Source organism: Bacillus sp. FSL R5-0443 (assembly GCF_038608285.1).
GTDB classification, from domain to species: domain Bacteria; phylum Bacillota; class Bacilli; order Bacillales; family Bacillaceae; genus Bacillus; species Bacillus velezensis.
Genome location: NZ_CP152013.1, coordinates 1,341,764 through 1,365,307 on the forward strand (window position 1 = coordinate 1,341,764; position 23,544 = coordinate 1,365,307).

General features: G+C 45.0%; 21 protein-coding genes and 2 pseudogenes. 18 read left to right on the plus strand and 5 right to left on the minus strand.

Annotation, left to right across the window (positions count from 1 at the left end):
* Positions 1-118: 118 nt before the first annotated feature.
* Both NYE28_RS06995 and NYE28_RS07000 read left to right on the plus strand, forming a co-directional pair.
* Positions 119-331 (plus strand): annotated as a pseudogene (locus NYE28_RS06995) (7-cyano-7-deazaguanine reductase); the annotation flags it as partial.
* Positions 332-666: 335 nt separating this feature from the next.
* Positions 667-942, plus strand: coding sequence for a DUF3219 family protein (locus NYE28_RS07000; RefSeq protein ID WP_059367106.1), 276 nt, complete (start codon positions 667-669; stop codon positions 940-942).
* Between the two features lie 72 nt (positions 943-1,014).
* Here the strand turns inward: NYE28_RS07000 and NYE28_RS07005 are convergent, their stop codons facing one another.
* The gene (locus NYE28_RS07005; protein ID WP_003154669.1) at positions 1,015-1,200 is read right to left on the minus strand and encodes a YkvS family protein; all 186 of its coding nucleotides are present in this window, start codon (positions 1,198-1,200) and stop codon (positions 1,015-1,017) included.
* 163 nt (positions 1,201-1,363) lie between these two features.
* On the opposite strand from NYE28_RS07005, the gene NYE28_RS07010 reads away from it, so the two are divergent.
* From NYE28_RS07010 to NYE28_RS07035, 6 genes are all read left to right on the plus strand, one after another.
* Positions 1,364-1,558 (plus strand): hypothetical protein, encoded by a 195-nt coding sequence (locus NYE28_RS07010; protein WP_059367104.1) that lies wholly within the window; start codon positions 1,364-1,366, stop codon positions 1,556-1,558.
* Positions 1,559-1,832: 274 nt separating this feature from the next.
* Positions 1,833-2,456 (plus strand): cell wall hydrolase, encoded by a 624-nt coding sequence (locus NYE28_RS07015; RefSeq protein ID WP_025284651.1) that lies wholly within the window; start codon positions 1,833-1,835, stop codon positions 2,454-2,456.
* Positions 2,457-2,571: 115 nt separating this feature from the next.
* Entirely contained in the window at positions 2,572-3,912 is a 1,341-nt protein-coding gene (locus tag NYE28_RS07020; RefSeq protein WP_007409593.1) for a polysaccharide biosynthesis protein, read from the plus strand.
* A gap of 62 nt (positions 3,913-3,974) precedes the next feature.
* Positions 3,975-4,469 (plus strand): endospore biogenesis thiol-disulfide oxidoreductase StoA, encoded by a 495-nt coding sequence (gene stoA, locus NYE28_RS07025; protein WP_007409594.1) that lies wholly within the window; start codon positions 3,975-3,977, stop codon positions 4,467-4,469.
* A 241-nt stretch (positions 4,470-4,710) separates the two neighbouring features.
* A complete protein-coding gene (locus NYE28_RS07030) occupies positions 4,711-6,624 on the plus strand; it encodes a heavy metal translocating P-type ATPase (RefSeq protein WP_337681107.1) in 1,914 nt (637 codons plus the stop codon).
* Between the two features lie 113 nt (positions 6,625-6,737).
* Positions 6,738-7,832, plus strand: coding sequence for a Xaa-Pro peptidase family protein (locus tag NYE28_RS07035; RefSeq protein ID WP_007611047.1), 1,095 nt, complete (start codon positions 6,738-6,740; stop codon positions 7,830-7,832).
* A gap of 57 nt (positions 7,833-7,889) precedes the next feature.
* Here the strand turns inward: NYE28_RS07035 and NYE28_RS07040 are convergent, their stop codons facing one another.
* The gene (locus tag NYE28_RS07040; RefSeq protein ID WP_014721086.1) at positions 7,890-8,015 is read right to left on the minus strand and encodes a hypothetical protein; all 126 of its coding nucleotides are present in this window, start codon (positions 8,013-8,015) and stop codon (positions 7,890-7,892) included.
* Between the two features lie 96 nt (positions 8,016-8,111).
* Between NYE28_RS07040 and NYE28_RS07045 the strand changes: the two genes are divergently transcribed.
* The 9 genes from NYE28_RS07045 to NYE28_RS07085 all read left to right on the plus strand — a co-directional run bounded on the left by NYE28_RS07045 (position 8,112) and on the right by NYE28_RS07085 (position 18,880).
* On the plus strand, positions 8,112-9,077 hold the full coding sequence (locus tag NYE28_RS07045; protein ID WP_251257126.1) for a LacI family DNA-binding transcriptional regulator: 966 nt from the start codon (positions 8,112-8,114) through the stop codon (positions 9,075-9,077).
* Positions 9,078-9,127: 50 nt separating this feature from the next.
* Positions 9,128-9,994 carry a ptsGHI operon transcription antiterminator GlcT gene (gene glcT / locus NYE28_RS07050; protein WP_012117426.1) on the plus strand — a complete coding sequence of 289 codons (867 nt, stop codon included), beginning with the start codon at positions 9,128-9,130 and terminating at the stop codon, positions 9,992-9,994.
* A 230-nt stretch (positions 9,995-10,224) separates the two neighbouring features.
* On the plus strand, positions 10,225-12,321 hold the full coding sequence (ptsG, locus tag NYE28_RS07055) for a glucose-specific PTS transporter subunit IIBC (protein WP_007409599.1): 2,097 nt from the start codon (positions 10,225-10,227) through the stop codon (positions 12,319-12,321).
* A 96-nt stretch (positions 12,322-12,417) separates the two neighbouring features.
* Positions 12,418-12,684 carry a phosphocarrier protein HPr gene (locus tag NYE28_RS07060; protein WP_003154654.1) on the plus strand — a complete coding sequence of 89 codons (267 nt, stop codon included), beginning with the start codon at positions 12,418-12,420 and terminating at the stop codon, positions 12,682-12,684.
* Positions 12,684-14,399 carry a phosphoenolpyruvate--protein phosphotransferase gene (gene ptsP, locus NYE28_RS07065; RefSeq protein ID WP_015417356.1) on the plus strand — a complete coding sequence of 572 codons (1,716 nt, stop codon included), beginning with the start codon at positions 12,684-12,686 and terminating at the stop codon, positions 14,397-14,399. The genes NYE28_RS07060 and ptsP overlap by 1 nt, the downstream gene beginning before the upstream one ends.
* Before the next feature lie 87 nt (positions 14,400-14,486).
* Positions 14,487-14,726, plus strand: coding sequence for a transcriptional regulator SplA domain-containing protein (locus NYE28_RS07070; RefSeq protein WP_003154646.1), 240 nt, complete (start codon positions 14,487-14,489; stop codon positions 14,724-14,726).
* An 84-nt stretch (positions 14,727-14,810) separates the two neighbouring features.
* The gene (gene splB / locus NYE28_RS07075) at positions 14,811-15,839 is read left to right on the plus strand and encodes a spore photoproduct lyase (RefSeq protein ID WP_015417358.1); all 1,029 of its coding nucleotides are present in this window, start codon (positions 14,811-14,813) and stop codon (positions 15,837-15,839) included.
* Between the two features lie 126 nt (positions 15,840-15,965).
* Entirely contained in the window at positions 15,966-17,933 is a 1,968-nt protein-coding gene (locus NYE28_RS07080) for a methyl-accepting chemotaxis protein (RefSeq protein WP_337681106.1), read from the plus strand.
* Positions 17,934-18,013: 80 nt separating this feature from the next.
* Positions 18,014-18,880: an NAD(P)-dependent oxidoreductase gene (locus tag NYE28_RS07085; RefSeq protein WP_094032394.1), complete on the plus strand. Its 867-nt coding sequence runs from the start codon at positions 18,014-18,016 to the stop codon at positions 18,878-18,880.
* 547 nt (positions 18,881-19,427) lie between these two features.
* Here NYE28_RS07085 and NYE28_RS07090 read toward each other — a convergent pair.
* The 3 genes and pseudogenes from NYE28_RS07090 to NYE28_RS07100 form a co-directional block, all read right to left on the minus strand.
* Entirely contained in the window at positions 19,428-19,820 is a 393-nt protein-coding gene (locus tag NYE28_RS07090) for a hypothetical protein (RefSeq protein ID WP_337681105.1), read from the minus strand.
* Between the two features lie 215 nt (positions 19,821-20,035).
* Positions 20,036-20,167: pseudogene (locus NYE28_RS07095) on the minus strand (P-II family nitrogen regulator); the annotation flags it as partial.
* Positions 20,168-20,206: 39 nt separating this feature from the next.
* Positions 20,207-20,992: a CAP domain-containing protein gene (locus NYE28_RS07100; protein WP_039251620.1), complete on the minus strand. Its 786-nt coding sequence runs from the start codon at positions 20,990-20,992 to the stop codon at positions 20,207-20,209.
* 336 nt (positions 20,993-21,328) lie between these two features.
* Here NYE28_RS07100 and NYE28_RS07105 point away from each other — a divergent pair, with 336 nt between their 5' ends.
* A complete protein-coding gene (locus NYE28_RS07105; protein ID WP_342490344.1) occupies positions 21,329-23,461 on the plus strand; it encodes a penicillin-binding protein 2 in 2,133 nt (710 codons plus the stop codon).
* The last annotated feature ends 83 nt before the right edge of the window (positions 23,462-23,544 follow it).

Genomic DNA, 23,544 nt, shown 5'->3' on the forward strand with positions numbered 1-23,544 from the left:
TACAAATAGTCCCCAAAAAAGGTTAAAATCAATCGTTTGGTAAGGTGTGAAATTGGTGTGACTTCATGATTAATGCTAGAGCAAGTACTTATGGGACAAGACTTTGACCTGCCTTTTCTTCCACGAGGACTGCATGAACATCATCATGAATGACTTGATCGAATTAATGGACCTCCGCTACATTGAAGTATGGGGTAAATTCACGCCTAGAGGCGGAATCTCGATTGACCCGTATACAAACTACGGCAGACCGGGAACAAAATATGAAAAAATGGCCGAACATCGGATGATGAATCATGATATGTATCCGGAGACGATTGACAACCGTTAATTTTCAGACGGGGTACGGTCTTGGGATATAACCAAATACCCCCGCCTTTTAAGCGGGGGTATTTTTCGTCTGTGCCGCGCCGCCAAAAAGGTGCATGATATTTGCACAGAACTTCTATAAGGAAAAGAGAAAAGAAAAAGACGAGTAAACCCGGGGGGAGTGTACTCGCCGCTTCAATACGTGACGGGTGCTGGATGGCAGCTCGTCTGTTTCATTATAAAATAGGGAACATACGTTTGTAAAGGCCTGCGCAGTTTTTTCTCATTCGGAGCGGATCAATTGTAAAGGAATGGTCAGCATGATAGCATGTCCTGTAAAAAGAAGGAGTGTTCGTTATGGAGCCGTTAGAGTTAAACGGTGTAAGGCTGAAAATGTATGATTGTAAAGAAAGTGCGGGCAAAAACGGCCGCATGATTTCATTCGTATTGAAGGTGACATCTGAAACGTATCATGATATTGCCGTCCTTTTGTATGAAAAAACATTTGACATCAAGGCGCCCGAGCGTGGACTTGAATTCCGCGGTAAAATAACCAACTACTATACATCCGTCACAAATCTTTACAATAAAGGTGAGACCGGTGATTTTTTTGTAGAAATGACCGAGATCTGAATTCATTTGAAAAAGCTGCCGGGCGGCAGCTTTTGTGCGGGATATGTAAATGGTTCGGATTGTTCGGGGGGTTTAATAGGAGTCTCTGATGATTTTATAATTCTTATGGTTGACGACAGTGAGGGAATCTAATTCAAGGTCACGATAATTATCCATGATGGTTACATCAACGATGACGGAGTTTTCATTTACTTTTTCAACAATACCGGTTAATCCGTTTTTAAATTCAATGACGTTTCCAACCTTAGCAATTTTCACGAGCTTCCTCTCCTTTATCATAAATCCTGTTTGAAAATATTTTGCAGTATTTTCTTTAAGAAGTAAAGCGATATGGGTATCAGCCCGCTCAATCATTGTCCCGGCGGGGGAAAGATGGTATATTGATTTTCGGGAAAAAGCCGAGAAAAGGAGGCTGTGTTCGTTGCTGCCTGAGGAAATTTCAGAATGTATCAACCAAATGCGCACCGGGGAAGTCAAAGAATTCAGGGTGCAGAAAGAACATTTTCTTGCATTTCGAGCAGTTTTATCGAAGCAGGAAGATTTTAAGCATTTCCGCGGTATTGCACAGCAGGGCGGAGATGTTGTTTTCCAGTATTTAGAACAGCCAAGAAGCTGACGGCTCCTCGCACTTGAGGAGTCTTTTTTTGTTTCTTAGTTTCTCATTTCATCTGGCTGTAACAGATGTAAACAAAATGTAAAATCCCTCCGATGGATACTTTTACTGCTATTTGGTTAATGTTGTGAAAATGACGGCTGTTTTCCTGCCAATAACAAGGCTGTTAACGAACTTCTTCCATCATAAAAGCTGATTGGGAGCACTGGAAAATCTTTAACCGTGAATTTGCGCACAGCTCTTGTTAAGGTAGTGAAGTATTTAAGGAGGAAATCGTATGACGACAAAATTTGCTGCCTTGGCTGTCTTTTTTCTATGTTTTATGCCTGCATCAAAAATTGAACATACAGAAGCTCTGTTTACTTTTGCGAAGAAGCCAAAGCAAGAACCCAGCACACTGGTTGCTGATTTAAATAAAAAAAGCTCGGTTCCGAAGCTTTCAAAAACGGATCATAAGCATTCTATCCAACCGATAAAGCTGTCATCTCACCAAGAGAAGAAAGCAGAACCGGAAGAGACGGCTTATCAGCCGCCGAAAAAAACGTATTCCCGCGCTGACAGACAACTTCTGTCACGTCTCGTTCACGCAGAAGCGAAAGGTGAATCTTATAAAGGGAAGGTTGCGGTAGCCAGCGTAGTGCTGAACCGCACTGAAAAAAACGGCTTCCCGGATACCATTCGGGGCGTGATCTATCAAAGGAATGCATTTGAACCGGTAGCAAACGGAAGTATTAATCAAAAGCCGGATAAGGATTCCATCGCCGCCGCAAATGAGGCGCTTGACCATCCGGGCAGAGAAACGGACGCGTTGTTTTTCTACAATCCGAAAACGGCATCTGACCACTGGATCCGTTCCCGGAAAATTATCGAACGGATCGGCAGACACGTATTTGCGATGTAAGCATAGCGGGATCAAAAATATCCCGGCTATGCTTTTTTCAATTTTGAGAAATCGAAAATATTTTCAGAACTTGTCTCATATGATGATGGAAGAACGAGAGACAAGGAGAGACACCATGAATCGATTTGTGAAAGGGATCATTCTTTTATCCATCGCCGCCTTTTTCGCGGAATGTCTGGAATTTGTCGTGAATATGATACTGGCGCGGGAGCTTGGCGAGCATGGGATGGGACTTTACATGAGCATTCTGCCCACCATTTTTTTAATTATCGTCATCGCCAGTCTGGAGCTTCCGATCTCCATTTCAAAATTCATCGCGGAATCCAATCAGAAGCTGCATGAAAGCATGCTCCGGCATGCCTTCAGAATGACCGCCGTTTTTACCGCGTTTTCAACCGCGGCCGCAAGCATCGCGCTGCCGTTCATTCCTGTATTCGATACGTATCACCCGTTTATTAAAGGGATTGTCATCGGGCTGATTCCAGTCGTCGCTTTTACATCCATCGCCAGAGGTTATTTTATGGGTGTGCAGCAAATGGGAAAAATCGCGGTTGCGAATGTCATGAAAAAAATCATTCAAGTGCTTTGTCTGTTTATCTTTTTTCAATGGTATTCTTTTGAAATTGATATGGCCGTGCTCATTTCATTATTTGTGCTGGTCGCAAGCGATGTCGTGGTGTTCGTTTACTTGTATACGCAGTTTATTTTGGCGCGGAGGGCGCTTTCCGGCCATCAGCACATTCATCTTCGCGGGAAAGACGTGCGGAAACGCCTCCTGGCCGTATCCATCCCGACAACGGGACTTCGTATATTTCATGCGGTGACAAACGCCATTGAACCCTTTTTAGTGAAAGGAGCGCTGCTGGCGTCCGGGGCAGCCGGGACAGCCGCGATTGATCAATACGGCATGCTTGCCGGTGTAGCGATGACAATCGGTTCGTTTCCCGCGTTTATCGCCCATTCGCTGATGGTCGTCATGATTCCCAGCATTTCAGAAGCGTATGCGCTGTCCCAATATGATATTGTGCTGAAACGGCTGAGACAAGCGATTTTTATTACATTCGGCTACGGCATTCCGGCAGTCTGGGTCATGTTTCAGTTCGCGGGCCCGCTGACCCATTTGTTTTTTCAGTCTCCGGAAGCGCAGTATTATTTGCAGCTTTTGTGGCCGTTTTTTCTTTTTCACCTGTTTGTGATGCCGCTTCAGGCCTGTCTGATCGGTATCGGCCACGTGAAAACGGCGTTTTATCATAACGTATGGAGCAGCATTGTAGGGCTTTCGATGATGTATGTGCTCGGTTCTATGCCGGAATTGCAAATGCTCGGCATTATACTCGGCATGAATACCGGCATGATTCTTCTGACAAGTTTACATTACGCGACGATCTGCAAAGACCTCGGTGTCTCCGTGTTTTTGACGGGCGGCGGAAGAACAGCGCCCCGGATCGAAAGCTGAAAAGGCTGATACATTTCAATAAGGAAGGGCAAGCTATCCGAAACGCGTGAAAGGAAGATCATATGCATAAAAACCGCCTAATTGTATGTGCAGTCCTTTTGATAGCTGCCGCCGTCTGGATGCCTGAAGCAAAAGCCTCATCAGAAAAACAGGCAGTTCCCGCCGTGTTTCTGATGAAGACGATTGAAGGAGACGAGATATCGATTCCGAATAAAGGGCAGAAAACGATTTTGCATTTTTGGACATCGTGGTGTCCGCCGTGCAAAAAAGAACTGCCTCAGTTCCAAACGTATTATGAACAGCATCAGTCCGATGATGTAAGCCTTGTAACGGTAAATTTGATGAATGCCGAGCGAAACAAAAATACCGTTCAAAACTTTGTCAGTCAGCACCATCTCACTTTCCCGATTGTTCTTGACACGAAAGGCGAGCTTATGAAGGAATACGATGTCATGACGATTCCCACGTCATTTCTGCTGAATGAAAAAGGAGAAATCGAAAAAAAGATCGTCGGTCCGATGACCGCCTCACAATTAAAAGAATGGTCAGAGAAATAAAAAGGTGCTGGAGGAATTCCTCCCGCACCTTTTTTGCATATAATGAACAGCTGAAGAAACACTAATGATAATTATTATCAAAAAGAAATTAAAACAATTATAATTGAAATCTTCCGCCGGCATGCTATAATAAAGAAAACACTGCGATAACACTGTGAAAATGCTGCCTGTCAGGCGGCTGTTTTGCTTTTATCGGGGAATTGAAGATGATTTGCGTTCTCAATTAGAGAGGAGATTCATAATGAATGAACAAGTGATGACACAAACCCATTCACAACAGCACATACAAGAAGAGCGGGCCGGAAAAAAGTGGCTCCAGCATGCAGAACTCATTGCGGCGCTCGTATCCGGCGTCCTTATTCTTGCGGCCTGGTTTTTTACCGAAACAAAAGGCCTGTCCGTCACTTTGTATATCCTTGCCTTCCTGATCGGGGGATTTGCAAAAGCGAAAGAGGGAATTGAGGATACCATTGAGACGAAGGCGTTAAATGTGGAACTGCTGATGATTTTTGCGGCTGTCGGCTCCGCCCTGATCGGTTATTGGGCTGAAGGCGCTGTTCTTATCTTTATTTTTTCGTTAAGCGGCGCGCTCGAAACATATACGATGAATAAAAGCAGCCGTGATTTAACATCTTTAATGAAACTGGAGCCGGAGGAAGCGACACTGCTTGCGGACGGACGGGAAAAGCGGGTGCCGGCTGCTGAACTTAAGATCGGTGACATGATCGTCATTAAGCCGGGCGAACGCGTAGCAGCAGACGGGATCATTGAGTCTGGCGTGACGAGCCTCGATGAATCGGCGCTTACGGGTGAAGCGATGCCGGCGGAAAAAACAGCCGGAGATTCTGTGTTTACAGGAACGGTAAATGGAAACGGCTCCTTAACGGTTCGTGTGACGAAAACAAATGAACAGTCTTTATTCAGAAAAATCATCCGGCTGGTGGAATCAGCCCAAAACAGCGTGTCACCGGCTCAGGCATTTATTGAGCGGTTCGAAAGTGTCTATGTCAAAGGCGTGCTGTTAGCCGTGGCTTTGCTTTTATTCATTCCTCATTTCGCTTTAGGCTGGAGCTGGAGTGAAACCTTTTACCGGGCGATGGTGTTTATGGTGGTCGCCTCCCCGTGCGCGCTTGTCGCTTCTATTATGCCCGCTGCGCTTTCCCTTATCTCAAATGGGGCCCGCAACGGATTATTGGTTAAAGGAAGTGTGTTTTTAGAGCAGCTGGGAAGCGTACGGATGATCGCATTTGACAAAACCGGCACGGTCACAAAGGGACAGCCGGCAGTCGCGACATTTCAAGCTGCGGAACATGTGAGTGAAGATGAGATCATGCAGGCGGTGTATGCGATAGAAAAGCAATCAAGCCACCCGCTTGCAAAAGCGATAGCTGAATTTGCCGAAAGCCGGGGCGCCGCGCCCGCAGGACATCTATCGATTGAGGAGACGTCCGGATTCGGTGTTCAGGCTGAAATAGAAGGCGTCAAATGGATGGTCGGAAAAGCGGGGTTTGCAGGTGAAGATGCGGCAGATGCTTTTTTGCAAACATCGGGAAAAGAATTAAAGGATAAAGGTTTTACACTGGTCTTTGTTAAAAAAGATGACCGGATTGCGGGCTGCTTTGCCTTAAAGGATCAAATCCGACCTGAAGCCAAAGCCGTGATGGCTGAGCTTGAATCACTGGGTATTAAAACAGCCATGCTCACCGGCGATCAGTCTGAAACTGCGGCTGCCATTGCAAAAGAGGCGGGCATGACGACGGTTGTTGCCGATTGTCTGCCGGACCAAAAGGCAAAAGAAGTGAAGAAGCTGAAAGAAACGTACGGCACAATCGCCATGGTGGGGGACGGCATTAATGACGCGCCCGCTCTGAAAACCGCTGACGTCGGTATTGCGATGGGCGGGGGAACGGACGTGGCCCTTGAAACGGCTGACTTAGTCCTTATGAAAAATGATCTTCACAAGCTTGTGAAAATGTGCAGACTCTCAAGGAAAATGAACCGAATTATTAAGCAGAATATTGTTTTCTCGCTCTCGGTCATCTGCCTTTTGATCTGCGCTAACTTTCTGCAGGTGATGGAACTGCCGTTTGGCGTGATCGGGCATGAGGGGAGCACGATTCTGGTCATTCTGAACGGACTGAGATTATTAAAATAAACATGACAGCCGCACATCGGGCGGCTGTTTTTTTAATGTTCGTTCACAGCATAAACGCCGGAAAACTGATAGAATGAATAAAGAGTCACTTTGGTAAGGAGGAAAAGCAAAAAATGAACAGATTAGAACGTGTTTCATCTTGGCTGAAAAAAGAAGGACATGATGCGGCATTTATACATACAAAGGAAAACGTATTTTATTTAACTGATTTTTACACGGATCCGCATGAGCGGTTAATGGGATTGTTCCTGTTTCAGGAACAGGAGCCGTTTTTCGTTTGTCCGGGAATGGAAGCCGGACAAGCCCGCAGCGCCGGGTGGGAGCATGGTATTATCGGCTACGGCGATCACGAAGATCCGTGGGAGCTGATCAAAGCCGAGCTCACAAAACGAAATGTGCGGCTTGATTCCATCGCGGTTGAAAAGGATTCGATCTCTCTTTCCCGCTCAGAACAGCTCAAACAAGCTTCAGGGGGCGCGGCATTTGTTTCGGCAGAAGAAACGCTCAACCAATTCCGTCTCGTGAAAGATGAGAAGGAAATCAGCATTCTCAGGGAAGCGGCAAAACTCGCGGATTACGGAGTTGAAGTCGGTGTCGCGGCGCTTAAAGAGGGTGTGAGTGAAACCGAAGTACTCGCGCAGATTGAGTTTGAGCTGAAGAAAAAAGGTGTGCAGGGCATGTCATTTTCAACGATGGTGCTGTTCGGGGAAAAATCAGGCCAGCCCCATGGAAATCCGGGTGCAGACCGGTTGAAAAAAGGCGATTTCGTTCTGTTTGATCTGGGCGTTATTCTTGATGGCTACTGTTCAGACATTACGAGGACATTCGCATACCAATCAATCAGCCCGAAACAGGAAGAGATTTACGAAACGGTGCTTAAAGCTGAACAGGCGGCGCTTCAATTAAGCAAACCAGGCGTCAGAATCGGCGATCTCGATTTAAAAGCCCGCGGCATTATTGAAAAAGCCGGATACGGAGACTATTTCCCGCACCGCCTCGGCCACGGACTCGGGATTTCGGTTCACGAATATCCATCAATGAGCAGCGCGAACGACACACTCCTCAAAGAAGGCATGGTGTACACGATAGAACCGGGGATTTACGTGCCGGATGTCGGCGGCGTGCGCATTGAAGACGATGTGTTCGTCACAAAAGACGGCGCCGAAGCATTAACGCAGTATCCGAAAGAATTAACGATTCTGAAATAGAAAGCTTTGTGATAAAAAAGGACGGTTCTGGAACGCAGCGTCCTTTTTTATCACCTTTTAAATGAAAAAATCATCAAAATGCTGAAATGGTTTGATGTCATGCTTTTCATTCAGGGGCCGCATGGCAAGGTAACTGCCGCCGACTATGGCCAGACACAAACCGATTAAGCAAAGAATCCCCATCGCTGTTCTTCTCCTTTCAAACGAATAGGCTGTTTCTGTTTCTAGCTTACTGTATGAAACGCATTCCAGATCAAGGGAAAAAGAAAGGGGGACGCCATGGCTACGATCAGAGACATTGCCGGCGCTGCCGGGGTTTCCGTTACAACGGTATCAAGAGTATTAAACGATCATCCTTATGTAAGTAAGGACAAAAGAGAAAGAGTGAAAAAAGCGATGCAATCGCTCGGATATACGCGCAACATTCATGCTGTACATTTATCCAAAGGTTTTTCCGATATGATCGGCGTTGTGCTTCCGTCGGTGAATCTGCCGTATTTTGCAGACCTTGTTGCAGGTATTGCCGAGGCTGCCGAAGCGTCAGGCGTGCATCTTTCTTTATACCAGACAGATTATCAGCAGCAAAAAGAACGTTTTGCTTTATCACAATTACAGGAGCGCCAAGTGGACGGCCTGATTATCTGCTCTAAAGCAATTCCTGATGAACATCTGCTTACCGTGAAAGAACCGCTCATCCTCTGCCAGTACACTGATGCGGCAGGGCTTTCCTCCATCAGTAATCCGCATCGGGAAGCATTTCGGCACGGTCTGGATTATCTGATAGAAAAAGGACACCGGAAAATAGCGATCAGCCTGGCCAGAAAAAAGGGAAAAAACAGTCAAGTCCGCATCGCCGCATACAAAGAAGCGCTCAAGAAGGTCGGGCAGCCTTACAGGGAAGAGCTGGTTGTGGAAAAGGCGCTGACGCTGCTTGACGGGAAAGCCCTTTTTCATAGATGGAAGAGCTGGGATGACAAACCGACTGCGCTGTTTGCGGCGAATGATCAAGTATCCGCAGGTCTTTACCTTGAAGCCAAGGCAAACGGGACGCGCATCCCGGAAGAGCTTGCGATTTTGAGCATCGACAATCATGATATCAGCAAGATGTTAGGTATTTCCACAATAGATATACAAACAAAAGAAATGGGAAAGCAGGCTTTTCACATGCTTGAGAACCGGATCAGCGGCGGGCCTCCGGCAAGGAAAGTTCTTGATTACCGCCTTATTGAACGATCAACCGTCTAAAAAAAGAATTGACGCGCTTTCCGTTCGTTTTGTACGATATGAGGTATTGAATGACAAAGGAGCTGAGGATCATGAAGGGGTCCTTTACAGTTGAAAAGGTATTAAATAACAATGTGCTCATCGCAACACATGATAGATACAGTGAGGTCGTCTTAATCGGAAAAGGGATCGGCTTTGGAAAAAAACAAGCGGATGTCATTGAAGATAAAGGGTATGACAAGATGTTCATCTTAAAGGATGAAAAAGAACAAAAACAATTTAAAAAGCTCCTCGGTTATGTGGACGAGACACTTGTCGACATCTCCAATGACGTCATTTATCATATCAAGAAGCGGACAAGCCAACCGTTAAATGAGCATATCCATATTGCGCTGACTGACCATATCGCCTTTGCGGTTAAGCGGCTGCAGCAGGGTTTTGACATTAAAAACCCGTTTCTCATGGAAACCGAAACGCTTTATCCGGAAGAATTCCAAATTGCCCGTGAAGTCGTCGGCATGATTAATGAAAAGACGGGAATCTGCCTTCCGGAAGGAGAGATCGGCTTTATCGCTCTGCATATCCACTCCGCCCTGACGAATCGGCCCCTTTCAGAGGTCAATCAGCATTCACAGCTGATGTCCCGGCTCGTTCAGGTGATTGAGGAATCTTTCCAGATGAAAGTGAATAAAGAAAGCGTCCACTATTTGCGGCTGATCCGGCATATCAGATTTACCATAGACAGGATTAATCGGGAAGAGCAGACAAAAGAACCAGAAAAGTTAATGTTATTATTGAAAAATGAATACCCGCTATGCTACAATACTGCTTGGAAACTGATAAAAATCTTGCAGCAAATACTGAAAAAACCAGTTCATGAGGCGGAAGCGGTTTATCTCACGCTTCATTTGTACCGATTAACCAATAAAATTTCATAATTTCAGTTGAAACCTTAAAAACGTGTCACTGATTCGATCAGGCATGAGTGATTGAGGGTAAAAAACGGGAAGAACGGTCCCGTTATTTTGCACACCCTTTTTACTCATGCCTTTTTTGTTGTGTAAAAGGGCAAATGTAAACGGTTAAACTGAAGACTTGCGCCAGTGAATTCGTTGTCATGAATTTTCGCTGTAAGGTCACACTAGCTAACAGAGGAGGTACATCTTTTATGTTTAAAGCATTATTCGGCGTTCTCCAGAAAATCGGCCGTGCTCTTATGCTTCCGGTTGCGATTTTACCGGCTGCGGGGATCTTGCTTGCGTTAGGGAATGCCATGCAGAACAAAGATATGATTCAAGTCATGCACTTCTTAAGCAATGATAACGTTCAGCTTGTAGCGAATGTCATGGAAAGCGCCGGCCAAATCGTATTTGACAACCTGCCGCTTCTTTTTGCAGTAGGGGTTGCGATCGGTCTTGCCAACGGAGACGGTGTTGCCGGAATCGCGGCTATTATCGGATACTTGGTCATGAACGTATCCATGAGCGCCGTGCTTATGGCAAACGGCAGTATTCCGTCTGACAAAATTGAACGGGCAAAGTTTTTTGCGGAAAACCATCCGGCCTATATTAACATGCTGGGGATACCCACTTTGGCGACGGGCGTGTTCGGCGGTATTATCGTCGGGGTTCTGGCCGCGTTATTGTTCAACAAGTTTTATAAAATTGAACTTCCGCAGTACCTCGGATTCTTTGCGGGTAAGCGGTTCGTCCCGATTATCACATCAATTTCCGCATTAATTCTCGGTCTTATTATGTTAGTGATCTGGCCTCCGATCCAGCACGGTCTGAATTCTTTCTCCACGGGTCTTGTGGAAGCGAATCCAACCTTGGCGGCCTTTATTTTCGGGATGATTGAGCGGTCATTGATTCCGTTCGGTCTTCATCACATTTTCTACTCGCCGTTCTGGTATGAATTTTTCAGCTATAAAGATGCGGCCGGAGACATCATCCGCGGAGATCAGCGGATTTTCATGGCTCAGATCAAAGACGGCGTACAGCTGACGGCGGGAACATTTATGACGGGGAAATATCCGTTTATGATGTTCGGTCTTCCGGCGGCAGCGCTTGCAATCTATCATGAAGCGAAGCCTGAAAAGAAAAAACTTGTAGCCGGAATCATGGGTTCTGCCGCTCTGACAAGTTTCTTAACGGGAATTACCGAGCCGCTTGAATTCTCATTCTTGTTTGTGGCTCCTATCCTGTTTGCGATTCACTGCGTATTCGCGGGGCTTTCCTTTATGGTTATGCAGCTGCTGCATGTAAAAATCGGTATGACCTTCTCAGGCGGTCTGATTGACTACTTCCTGTTCGGAATTCTGCCTAACCGGACGGCTTGGTGGCTTGTCATTCCGGTCGGCTTAGGATTAGCCGTCATTTACTACTTCGGTTTCCGGTTTGCGATCAGAAAGTTCAATCTGAAAACGCCGGGCCGTGAAGAAGAGGCTGCGGATGAAGGTGCGGGCGCCTCAGGCGAAGCCGGCGACCTTCCTTATGAAATCCTGCAGGCAATGGGTGATCAGGAAAACATTAAGCACCTTGACGCTTGTATCACGAGACTTCGCGTTACGGTCAACGACCAGAAGAAAGTGGATAAGGCCCGTCTGAAACAGCTTGGCGCCTCAGGCGTTCTTGAAGTCGGAAACAACATTCAGGCCATTTTCGGCCCGCGTTCTGACGGTTTAAAAACACAGATGCAGGATATTATCGCCGGACGCACGCCGCGCCCTGAACCGAAAGTATCCGCGCAAGAAGAAGTCAGCCAGCAGGTTGAAGAGGTTATCGCAGATCCGCTCCGAAACGAGCAGGGTGAAGAAGTGTTCGCTTCTCCGATCACCGGCGAAATCCATCCGATTACCGATGTGCCTGACCAGGTGTTCTCAGGAAAAATGATGGGTGACGGTTTTGCGATTCTTCCTGAAGAAGGAATCGTCGTATCGCCTGTCCGCGGAAAAGTGCTGAATGTTTTCCCGACAAAACATGCGATCGGCCTTCAGTCTGACGGCGGAAGAGAGATCCTGATTCATTTCGGAATCGACACAGTCAGTCTGAAAGGCGAAGGATTCACTTCTTTTGTTTCTGAGGGTGACCGGGTTGAACCGGGGCAAAAGCTGCTTGAAGTTGATCTTGAAGCGGTTAAACCTCATGTTCCTTCATTAATGACACCGATTGTCTTTACAAATCTTGCCGAGGGTGAAGCGATTTCGCTTTCGGCCGAAGGTACCGTAAAACGGGAACAAAAAGATATTGTGAAAATCGGAAAATAAGCATATAAATACGCCGTGCTTGTCAGATGACAAGTACGGCTGTATGATATAATATTGTGTAGTAAAATAGCTTTAATTTAAAGGAGAATGATAATCATGGCACAAAAAACATTTAAAGTAACAGCAGATTCCGGAATCCACGCTCGTCCTGCGACAGTTCTTGTACAGACTGCAAGCAAATACGATGCTGACGTAAACTTAGAATATAACGGCAAAACAGTAAACCTTAAGTCAATCATGGGCGTTATGTCTCTAGGTATTGCTAAAGGCGCTGAAATCACAATTTCCGCTTCAGGCGCTGACGAAAACGATGCTCTTAACGCTTTAGAAGAAACAATGAAAAGCGAAGGACTCGGCGAGTAATGCAAGAATTAAAAGGAATAGGCGCTTCAGCCGGAATTGCGATTGCGAAAGCATACCGGCTTGAAGAGCCGGACTTAACGGTTGAAAAGAAAAACATTGCTGATGCTGCGGCTGAAGTAAGCCGTTTTGATGAAGCGATTGTACGTTCTAAAGAAGAGCTTGAAAAAATTAAAGAGCATGCTTTAAAAGAACTGGGACAAGACAAAGCTGACATTTTCTCCGCGCACCTTTTAGTTCTGAGTGATCCTGAGCTGTTGAACCCGGTAAAGGAGAAAATCAGCACAGATTCAGTCAATGCTGAATTCGCTTTGAAAGAAACAGCTTCCATGTTCGTTACTATGTTTGAATCAATGGATAACGAATACATGAAAGAGCGTGCGGCGGATATCCGTGACGTAACAAAACGTGTGACGGGGCACCTGCTGGGCGTGGAAATTCCGAACCCGAGCATGATCTCAGAAGAGGTTGTTATCGTGGCTGAAGATTTGACACCGTCTGATACGGCGCAATTAAACCGCCAGTTTGTAAAAGGTTTTACAACTGATATCGGCGGACGCACTTCACACTCCGCGATCATGGCCCGTTCGCTTGAAATTCCGGCTGTTGTCGGCACAAAAGCGGCTACAGGGACAATTGAAAACGGTGTTACGGTAATCGTAGACGGCATCGATGGTGATGTGATCATCGATCCTTCCAGTGAAACGTTAAAGAAATATGAAGAAAAGCACAGTGCTTACCTGGCGCAAAAAGCTGAGTGGGCGAAGCTCGTCAATGAACCGACTGTTTCTAAAGACGGCCATCATGTAGAGCTTGCCGCAAATATCGGCACACCTGACGATGTAAAAGGCGTTCTTGAAAACGGAGGAGAAGCTGTAGGGCTTTACCGTACGGAATTCCTTTACATGGGACGCGACCAGCTTCCGACGGAAGACGAGCAGTTTGACGCTTATAAAACGGTTCTTGAGCGTATGGAAGGAAAGTCAGTTGTCGTGCGGACATTGGATATCGGCGGCGACAAAGAGCTTCCTTACCTGCAGCTACCTAAAGAAATGAACCCGTTCTTAGGCTACAGAGCCATCCGCCTTTGCCTTGAAGAGCAAGAAATCTTCAGAACTCAGCTTCGTGCGCTGCTTCGTGCAAGTACATACGGAAACTTAAAAATCATGTTCCCGATGATTGCGACAGTAAACGAGTTTAAACAGGCGAAAGCGATTCTTCTCGAAGAAAAAGAAAAACTCGTCGAAGCCGGCGTAGCGGTTTCTGACGATATTGAAGTCGGTATGATGGTAGAGATTCCGTCTACAGCCGTGATCGCAGATCAGTTTGCCGCAGAAGTTGACTTCTTCAGTATCGGAACAAATGACTTGATCCAATACACGATGGCTGCTGACCGCATGAACGAGCGCGTAGCTTATCTGTATCAGCCATACAATCCGGCGATTCTCCGTCTGATCACCCTTGTTATTGAAGCCGCTCACAAAGAGGGCAAATGGGTCGGCATGTGCGGAGAAATGGCGGGAGACGAAATTGCGATTCCGATTCTTCTCGGCTTAGGCTTAGATGAGTTCTCGATGAGCGCTACATCCATCCTTCCGGCAAGAACGCAGATCAGCAAGCTTTCTAAAAAAGAAGCTGAATCATTCAAAGAAACAATCTTGTCTATGAGCACGACAGAAGAGGTTGTCGCATTCGTTAAAGAAACATTCAATAAGTAATACAAAAGCCAGACGGTGTAAGCCGTCTGGTTTTTTTCATATTCGGAAAAAAGGGGGGAACAATAACTTTCAACAGGAGGGATTATTATGACAAAATCATTTGCAGCGGGGGATACGGTCTATGTGATTTACCGCAATCCGCATGCGGCCAATGTTGCCCATATTAAAGAGGCGGAGATCGTCCATCATCCGTATCATGAGGGAGAACTGTCTCTGTTTTTATACGAAACCTATCATCCGCTGGCCGAAGATGACGCGGTCTTTTCGACATATGAGGAAGCGGAAGCGCTTTACAGCGAGCTTTTTGAAGAAGACCGGTATCATTGATCAAAGGAAATGTTTACAACGCATATTCACTCTCTTTTAAACGGAAAGTAACAACATGAGAATATGTAAAGGGAGTGTCTGTCTATGTTGAAGCCGTTTGTGCCCCAGCTTGTTTATATTGAACCGAGAGCGCTCGAATACCCGTTAGGAAAAGAGCTGAAGAATAAGTTTGAAAACATGGGGCTTGAGATCAGAGAAACGACATCGCATAATCAAGTCCGGAATATTCCGGGAAAAAATCATTTGCAGCAATACCGGAACGCGAAATCAACATTGGTAATCGGCGTCCGGAAAACACTGAAATTCGATTCTTCAAAGCCGTCCGCCGAATATGCCATTCCATTTGCGACGGGCTGTATGGGGCATTGCCACTATTGCTACCTGCAGACGACGATGGGGTCAAAGCCCTACATTCGGACATATGTCAATGTGGAAGAGATTCTGGATCAGGCTGATGAGTATATGAAAGAACGGGCGCCGGAATTTACAAGATTTGAAGCCTCTTGTACGTCTGATATCGTAGGAATCGATCATCTGACACATACATTAAAAAGAGCCATTGAACATTTCGGACAAAGCGAATTGGGACAGCTCAGATTCGTGACTAAATTTCACCACGTCGATCATTTGCTTGATGCAAAACATAACGGAAAGACTAGGTTCAGATTCAGCATCAATGCGGATTATGTCATTAAAAACTTTGAACCGGGAACTTCTCCGCTCGACAAACGGATAGAAGCCGCCGTCAAAGTCGCTAAAGCGGGCTATCCGCTCGGTTTCATCGTGGCGCCGATTTATATTCACGATGGCTGGGAGGAAGGCTATAAGGAACTGTTTGAGAAACTTGATGCGGCGCTTGATGAAGACGTTCGGCATGACATCACATTTGAACTGATCCAGCACCGTTTTACAAAACCGGCCAAGCGGGTGATTGAGAAGAACTATCCGAAAACAAAGCTTGAGCTTGATGAAGAAAAGCGCAGATACAAATGGGGACGCTACGGAATCGGCAAGTATATATACCAAAAGGACGAAGAACATGACTTAAGGGAAACACTCGAATCTTATATCGAAACCTATTTCCCGAAAGCGAAAATCGAATATTTTACGTAAGGCGGAGCTGTCGGTACGACAGCTCTTTTTTTGCTGCGCCAAATGGCGGAAATTTTTGATATTTATTTCAAGGTTTATTCATTTTCTTAGCCGAAAGACCGATATAACTCTCAGGAGGGGATGGTTATGTTTAAAAAAATGCACATCAAAATTGCTGTGTTTGTATCGGCAATGCTTATCGTAACGGTTGTTTTTTTAACGGTTTCTTCATATTTGACATTAAAGCCGATGATGACGGAGGAAGCAAAACGTACGACAGAGAATGTCACCAATTCACTCGGTCAGAACATTGAGCTTCAGCTGAAAAATGATGAGACCGTATTAATGAGATTAGCAGGCGGTGAATTGTCCCGGTCTTTTTTATCAGATGGGAACAAAGAAACCGCGCGGCTTTTTAATGATGAGTTAAAACAGATCGGACAGAATGACAAATATGTCGCGCTTGCGTATGTCGGAACCGCAAACAAACAAATGTTTACATATCCAAAGGCCGACTTTGCCAAAGACTATGATCCGACAAATAGAACGTGGTATAAGATGGCGGCCGAAAAACCCGATAAGGTTGTCTGGACTGACCCTTACAAAGATGCAGTGACGGGAGACATGATCGTGACGGCGTCAAAAGCCATTCAAAACAGCGGAACCGTCGTCGGAGTGGCGAGCTTAGATCTGAAGCTGTCCTCCATTCAGAGCATGGTCAACGAGCAAAAGGTACCGTATAAAGGATTTGCGTTTTTGGCGGATGAAAACGGCTCTCTTCTGGCGCATCCGGAAAAACAGGGAAAAAATATTTCGGAAGATCAGACGTTAAAAGACCTCACTGCGGATAAAGAAGGCATCAAAGAGCTGCAGGGGAACATGGTCGTCTACCAAACGGTAAAAGAAACAGGGTGGAAAGTCGGAACGCAGTTTGAAAAAGATCAGCTGATGGGAGTAGCCGATAAAATGAACACGGTGAGCATTTTTATGTCACTGATTGCTCTTGTGATTACGATCGGCCTCAGTTATTTCCTCGCAAAAACGATAACCGGGCCGATTCAGCAGCTGATTGCCAAAACAAATTCAGTCTCAGCGGGAGATTTAACCGTCCGCGCTCAGACGAAATCAAAAGATGAAGTAGGCGAGTTAACAAAAGACTTTAACCAAATGGTTGAAAATATGAAAGAGATGGTCGAACAGGTTAAGGCCTCCTCAGAAAATGTGTCTGATACATCTGAGCAGCTAACCGTCATTTCACAAGAAACAAATGAAACGAGCGGACAAATCGCAAAAGCGATAGAGGAAGTCGCCGCCGGAGCGACAGAGCAAGCGTCAGAGGTTGAGACGATCAATGAAAAATCAGAAAATCTCTCAGTCAAAATAAAAGGAATCGCAGATCGCGCAGGCAGCATAAAACAACTCTCAAAATCTTCAGAGGATGCCAGCTACAAAGGATTGGACGCGCTCGGGCAGCTGCTGATGAAGTCAAACGAAGCCAATTCAGAAACGAAAAAAGTAGAGGCAATGCTGAATGACCTGGAAGAACAAACGAAAAACATAGAAGAAGTCGTGACGGCAATATCCGCAATTTCAGACCAGACGAACCTCTTGGCGCTGAATGCGAGCATTGAAGCCGCAAGAGCGGGAGAAAGCGGCCGGGGCTTTGCCGTCGTCGCGGAAGAAGTCCGCAAGCTTGCTGAACAATCAGCTCTTTCTTCCGGCCATATCAGTGAGACGGTCCGTCTGATTCAATCTGAGACAAAAGAAGCGTCACACGCGATGATTGAGGCAAGCAGAATGAATGATGAACAAAACAGCGCCATTCATGAAACGGGTGAGGTCCTCAATCTGATTACGACGGAAATGCAGTCTCTCGTTCAAGGTATAGATCATATTTACAATGACATTCAAAAAATGAGTGAAGAACAAGCCGCGATTCAAGAAGCGATTCAAAGCATCTCTGCCATTTCTCAAGAATCTGCGGCAGCGGCGGAAGAAGTGAATGCTTCTACTGATGAACAGCTCGTTACGCTTGAAAAAGTGAAGCAATCGACTGATATGTTAAAGAGCTCAAGCGAAGATCTGATCAGCGCCATTTCTAAATTCACTTTGTAATGCGGTCTCTATCAGCCTATAATATGGTAATATAGACATGAAAGAGTGATATATGAATCGCATCAGGGGAGGAAAGCGCAGTGAACAAAACGGTCGGATTTATCGGTTTGGGCGTCATGGGAAACAGTATGGCAGCGCACATTTTAGAAGCGGGCTATCCTGTTTTAGTCTACACGCGGACGAAACAAAAAGCGGAAGAGATTCTGAATAAGGGAGCGGTCTGGCAGGAGACGGTCAAAGACCTTTCAGAGAAAGCTGACATTATTATTACTATGGTCGGCTATCCGAGTGATGTCGAGGACATCTATCTCGGCGAAAACGGCATTCTCCGGCACGCAAAAGAAGGGGCGTTTGTCATTGATATGACGACATCAAAACCGTCTCTGGCGAAAAAGATTGCGGAGCAGGCCAAAGAAAAGTCCATTCTTGCCTTGGATGCACCCGTTTCCGGCGGAGACATCGGCGCGAGGAACGGAACGCTTGCCATTATGGCCGGAGGAGAAAAAGAAGCGTTTGAAGCATGCCTGCCGCTTTTCTCCGTTATGGGGGAAAACATTCAGTATCAAGGTCCGGCCGGCAGCGGCCAGCATACGAAAATGTGCAATCAGATCGCGATTGCAGCGGGAATGGTCGGAGTGGCTGAAGCGATGGCTTACGCTGAAAAATCCGGTCTGAACCCGGAACAAGTGCTGAAAAGCATTACAACCGGAGCTGCCGGAAGCTGGTCATTGTCCAACCTAGCTCCCCGTATGCTGAAAGGCGATTTTGCACCAGGATTCTACGTGAAACACTTTATTAAAGACATGGGAATCGCCCTTGAAGAAGCGGAGCTGATGGGAGAAGAAATGCCCGGATTAGCGCTTGCCAAATCATTATACGACAAGCTTTCCGCGCAAGGTGAAGAAAACAGCGGAACTCAAAGCATTTATAAGCTTTGGGTGAAATAAAAAAGATTGCCCGAACGCGATATTTTATGGATACGAGGAAGCGAAGGCTTACGGTATTGTTGATAGTATTTTGTAAACAATGATCTGCAAACCTTGATTCTTAGAGCCTTTAATGAAGACAGGAACTTGGCAGGGTAATGTATTAACATGTATCCGTTTATAGTATTCTACTGTTTGGAATCCCCCTCGTTTGTTTGATGCAGGCTGTCTATTATAAATCAAAAGGGGGATTTCCGAATAATGATTAGGATTAATACAACTTTCCAACAGTAGGATGTATCATGTTTGATTCAACTATGAATTCGAGTAACCCAAATGTACATAGCAATAAATCGAGTTGATTCCCGCAATTAAAACCTAATAATTCGGCATCCGAAACTCTACAGATTAGCTTTCTAGCAAAACTGAAAAATAAAAGAGGATGTATCGTAAAAAATCCAAGAGATTTACGAAAACATCCTCGATCCAGAGATTTTATCATTACATGTTGTTTTTTGAGAATTCCAGATAAAATCAACGTTAAATCCATTTGTTAGCAATATAAATTTTAATGTTGTACAGTAATATAGTGTTTCAGTTCTCCTATATGGGTTTGAGTTCCCCAGGTCAATGCTACTTGCACATCATACTTGCCTGCTGGAATATTTTTCGTCAAAAAGCTTACTTTAAAATTGCGAACATTATGTCTATCAACAACTATATATTTGACTATATCTCCTTTTTTATTTTCAAGAAAAACTGTAACACCCCAGTTTACCTCATATTTTGAAGGCACAGTACCTGTTACGACAATAGAAGTAGCGTGTTTGGAGTAAGTATTAGCATCTGTTTGGAATTTAATTGCTCCTTTTGAAGTCATGGCTAACGCTTCTGAACTGTTTGAGAAAATCCCGAATGTCAAAAGAGCAACTGTGAATAGTGTCATTACAATTTTTTTCAATTGAAACTTCCTTTCTCCATTTATTTAGAAATCCATTCAATATATTACTAAATTTTGAAAAAATATTCAACAGAAAATAGGTAAATTCTACTTTTTATTAAATAAAGTATTACTAAAGAAGCAAAGGCTAACAAAACCAATTTAATCATCACGTTTAAGATTTTACAAAAAAGCTCCCAGCACTTATGTGCCGGGAGCTTCAAAAGTTTATAAATTTATAAAGTGTCAGGCCCTTCTTCGCCCGTACGGATGTTGATTGTGTTGTGAATTTCAAAAATAAAGATTTTCCCGTCTCCGGGATTACGGGTTTTGAGCACTTTTTGCACCGTCTCAGTCACTTTTTCGACAAGCAAAAGATTGCCCGCAGGGGCAATCTTTTTTATTATTTATTTTCCGATAAATTGCTGTGTCCAGATGTTTCCTGATTCTACGTAACCGACACCGATTTGAGTGAACTCAGGATTCATGATGTTCTTTCTGTGGCCTTCACTGTTCATCCAAGCTTTGACAACGGCTTCAGGAGTCGGCTGGCCTTTGGCGATATTTTCACCGGCGGTTTTATAAGTGATTCCGAAAGATTTCATCATATCGAAAGGTGAGCCGTAAGTAGGGCTTTGGTGATCGAAATAGTTTTTGTCTTTCATATCTTGTGATTTTGCGTGAGCTGATTTGCTTAGTTTATCATCAATCTGCAGAGGTTTTAAACCTTGCTTTTGTCTCTCTGCATTTGTCAATTCAACGACTTTCTTTTCGTACGCACTGACAGAAGAAGGAGTTTTCTCGCTGCTGTTGTTTGTGTTATCTGTCTGCTTTGCATTGTCAGCAGCCTGGTTTTGCTGGTTTTGATCGGCTTTCGGTTTTTCGGCAGCTGCCGGTGCCGTTTTTGCCGGTGTTTCTTTTTGAACGTCTTTAACTGTCATATCAGAATGCTTTGCGTGTTTTTGCAGCTGCTGTTTCAGTTCTTTCTCATTTTTAACGTTTAGCTTTTTCACGCTCGTTTTCATATGTAGTTTTTCAACAGCCTCTTGAAGAGTCAGATGCTGTACGGTGTTTCCTTTTTTCACGGTAACGACGTGCTGGCATGACAGCTCTTTGGCAGATGCCTGCTGAATGCCTCCGAATGTAATCAAACTGACTGCCGCGGCGGCAGATAAGAGAAATGCTTTTTTCATAGTTAGTAGCCTCCCAGAGAAGTTTTTTTCTACATGAAAAATCTTATCACAGCTTTTTTGTCATAATGCAGGCAGCCATTTCCTTTGACAACAAACGTTTGTCATAATTGTAATTGAGCGCAGAAAAATGGCTCTATACCGGGAAAAACGATCTGTATTTATTTTTTAAAATCCGTTACATCTCTTCAAATTATTTGAAGTGTTAGATATATTTTAAGATAATTTGATCTTGACAGTTTTTTTTACCCGTTTTCGCTGTAACAACTTTTACAAAAATGTTACAATTAAAATCTGTTTATGTAAATATATTCAATGATTTGAGAGGTGTAACAGAAAGTGGCTGAAGTCGCGCGCGAACCAAAGAAAAAAACGAAACGTTACAGAGCGCTGAGAATGAATCTCTATTTTTTGATTGTTTTTCTTCTCTTTACGGCACTGATTTTTAAACTCGGCATCGTCCAGATTGTCGAAGGGGATAAACACCGCCAGGATGCGGAGAAGGCAAATGCAAAAACCGCCTATTATCCGACACCGCGGGGAAAGATGTATGACAAGCGGAACAGAGTGGCGGTTGATAACCAGGCTGTGCCTGAAATTGTATATGTTTCTACCTCAAAAACCTCGGCAAAGGACAAATTGAAAACGGCAAAAAATCTCGCCGCACTGATTCATATTGATACTGAATTTATGAAGGATCGAAATATCATTGATTACTGGCTTGCCGCACATCCGAAGAAGGCGGAAAAGCTTATGAAGGATTCAGAAAACAGCCTGAAATCCCAAGAAGTGTACAAACGCCAGATTGAACGCGTCCCGAAGCAGGAGATTGATGCGATCAAACAAAATAAAAAAGAGCTGGAAATCGCGGCGATTTATACGCGTTTTTCAAGCGGCAACGCCTATCAGCCGCAAGTCGTTAAATCAATGGACCCGAATAAGCTGAACGGAAACGGAAACAGCGGTTCACTGCTTGACGAGCATGAAAACAACAAGCAAAAACCAAAAAGCGACCTGACATATGAAGAAGTTTCCGTCGTATCCGAGCACCTGAAAGAGCTCCCCGGCATTGACGTAATCAATGACTGGACGCGGAAATATCCGTACGATAAAACGCTGTACTCTCTGTTCGGCGGTGTGACGACCCCGGAACAGGGATTGTTGGGCGAACGGAAAGATTATTATGTCACAAGAGGCTACTCACTGAATGACCGGGTGGGAAAAAGCTACATTGAATATCAGTATGAAGACTATTTAAACGCACATAAAGAAAAAGTAGAGTATGTGGAAAACAGCAAAGGTGAAGTCGTCAGCCAAAAGCCCGTCGATGAAGGCAGCAGAGGCTACGATCTGCAGCTCTCGCTCGATATGGAATTACAGTCGAAAGTCGAAAAAGTCATTGAAAAAGAGCTGAGAAGAAGCCGCGCTGCAGGCAACTATATGGTTGACAGAGGATTTGCCGTCATGATGGACCCGAACAACGGGGATATTCTCTCAATGGCGGGGAAACGCATCGATCTCGAAACAAATAAAACACAGGATTTTGCGATCGGAGCATTTACGACCCAATATGAGATGGGCTCTTCTGTTAAAGGAGCGACTGTTCTCGCGGGTTACCAAAGCGGCCTCCCGCATTATAAAACGTTTGTCGATGCACCGCTTGTATTTAAAGGCGACACGAAAAAACAATCGTGGACACAAATGGGAGCCATTACTGAGCTGACTGCGCTGCAAAGAAGTTCAAACGTGTATATGTTTCATGTGGCCATGCATATCGCCGGCATTACTTACGTCCCGCACGGTACGCTGCCTGCCGGATTAGACGATATTAAAAAAATGCGCAACTACTACGCCCAATTCGGTTTGGGTGTGAAGACCGGGATTGATCTTCCACAGGAATCAGCGGGCATGCAGTCAAATCCGCAATTGGTCGGGGGATTGCTGCTGGATTTTGCGATCGGACAGTTTGATACGTATACGCCGCTTCAAATGGCTCAATATATTTCAGCCATCGCAAACGGCGGGTATCGCGTCCAGCCGCGGATCGTCACAAGCATTCATGAACCGGACAGCAAAAACAAGATTGGAAAAGCGATTGAACAGCGAGATATTAAAATTTTGAACAAAGTAAATAACAGTCCGAGCGATTTTGACCAAGTTCATAAAGGAATGAAGTTGGTTACAAGCTCACCTCAAGGAACGGCTTATTCAACATTCCAAGGTTCCGGCGCTGATGTTTCCGGAAAAACGGGAACCGCGCAGACGCACTATTACGGCACGAACAAAAACTGGTGGGGGAAAGAGACGTATAACCTGACCTTTGTCGGCTATTATCCGTCAGAACATCCAAGAGTGGCATTCAGCGTCGTCGTTCCGTCTGTTCAGGATGATCACGATCATGTCAGCAAAAACATTGCCAAGGGAGCAGTTGACGCTTACAAAGAGCTTGAAAAGAAATACAATAAAAAATAACAAATGAAAGGGCGGCCGAACATCTCGTGCGCCCTTTCTTTCATTCAGGAAAATTGACGTTCACAATAAGAATAGAAGGAGAA

Coding starts and splice junctions, on each gene's coding strand:
- NYE28_RS07000 (WP_059367106.1), top strand. CDS start 667: ATGGAGCCGTTAGAGTTAAACGGTGTAAGGCTGAAAATGTATGATTGT.
- NYE28_RS07015 (WP_025284651.1), top strand. CDS start 1,833: ATGACGACAAAATTTGCTGCCTTGGCTGTCTTTTTTCTATGTTTTATG.
- NYE28_RS07020 (WP_007409593.1), top strand. CDS start 2,572: ATGAATCGATTTGTGAAAGGGATCATTCTTTTATCCATCGCCGCCTTT.
- stoA (WP_007409594.1), top strand. CDS start 3,975: ATGCATAAAAACCGCCTAATTGTATGTGCAGTCCTTTTGATAGCTGCC.
- NYE28_RS07030 (WP_337681107.1), top strand. CDS start 4,711: ATGAATGAACAAGTGATGACACAAACCCATTCACAACAGCACATACAA.
- NYE28_RS07035 (WP_007611047.1), top strand. CDS start 6,738: ATGAACAGATTAGAACGTGTTTCATCTTGGCTGAAAAAAGAAGGACAT.
- NYE28_RS07040 (WP_014721086.1), bottom strand. CDS start 8,015: ATGGGGATTCTTTGCTTAATCGGTTTGTGTCTGGCCATAGTCGGCGGC.
- NYE28_RS07045 (WP_251257126.1), top strand. CDS start 8,112: ATGGCTACGATCAGAGACATTGCCGGCGCTGCCGGGGTTTCCGTTACA.
- glcT (WP_012117426.1), top strand. CDS start 9,128: ATGACAAAGGAGCTGAGGATCATGAAGGGGTCCTTTACAGTTGAAAAG.
- ptsG (WP_007409599.1), top strand. CDS start 10,225: ATGTTTAAAGCATTATTCGGCGTTCTCCAGAAAATCGGCCGTGCTCTT.
- NYE28_RS07060 (WP_003154654.1), top strand. CDS start 12,418: ATGGCACAAAAAACATTTAAAGTAACAGCAGATTCCGGAATCCACGCT.
- ptsP (WP_015417356.1), top strand. CDS start 12,684: ATGCAAGAATTAAAAGGAATAGGCGCTTCAGCCGGAATTGCGATTGCG.
- NYE28_RS07070 (WP_003154646.1), top strand. CDS start 14,487: ATGACAAAATCATTTGCAGCGGGGGATACGGTCTATGTGATTTACCGC.
- splB (WP_015417358.1), top strand. CDS start 14,811: ATGTTGAAGCCGTTTGTGCCCCAGCTTGTTTATATTGAACCGAGAGCG.
- NYE28_RS07080 (WP_337681106.1), top strand. CDS start 15,966: ATGTTTAAAAAAATGCACATCAAAATTGCTGTGTTTGTATCGGCAATG.
- NYE28_RS07100 (WP_039251620.1), bottom strand. CDS start 20,992: ATGAAAAAAGCATTTCTCTTATCTGCCGCCGCGGCAGTCAGTTTGATT.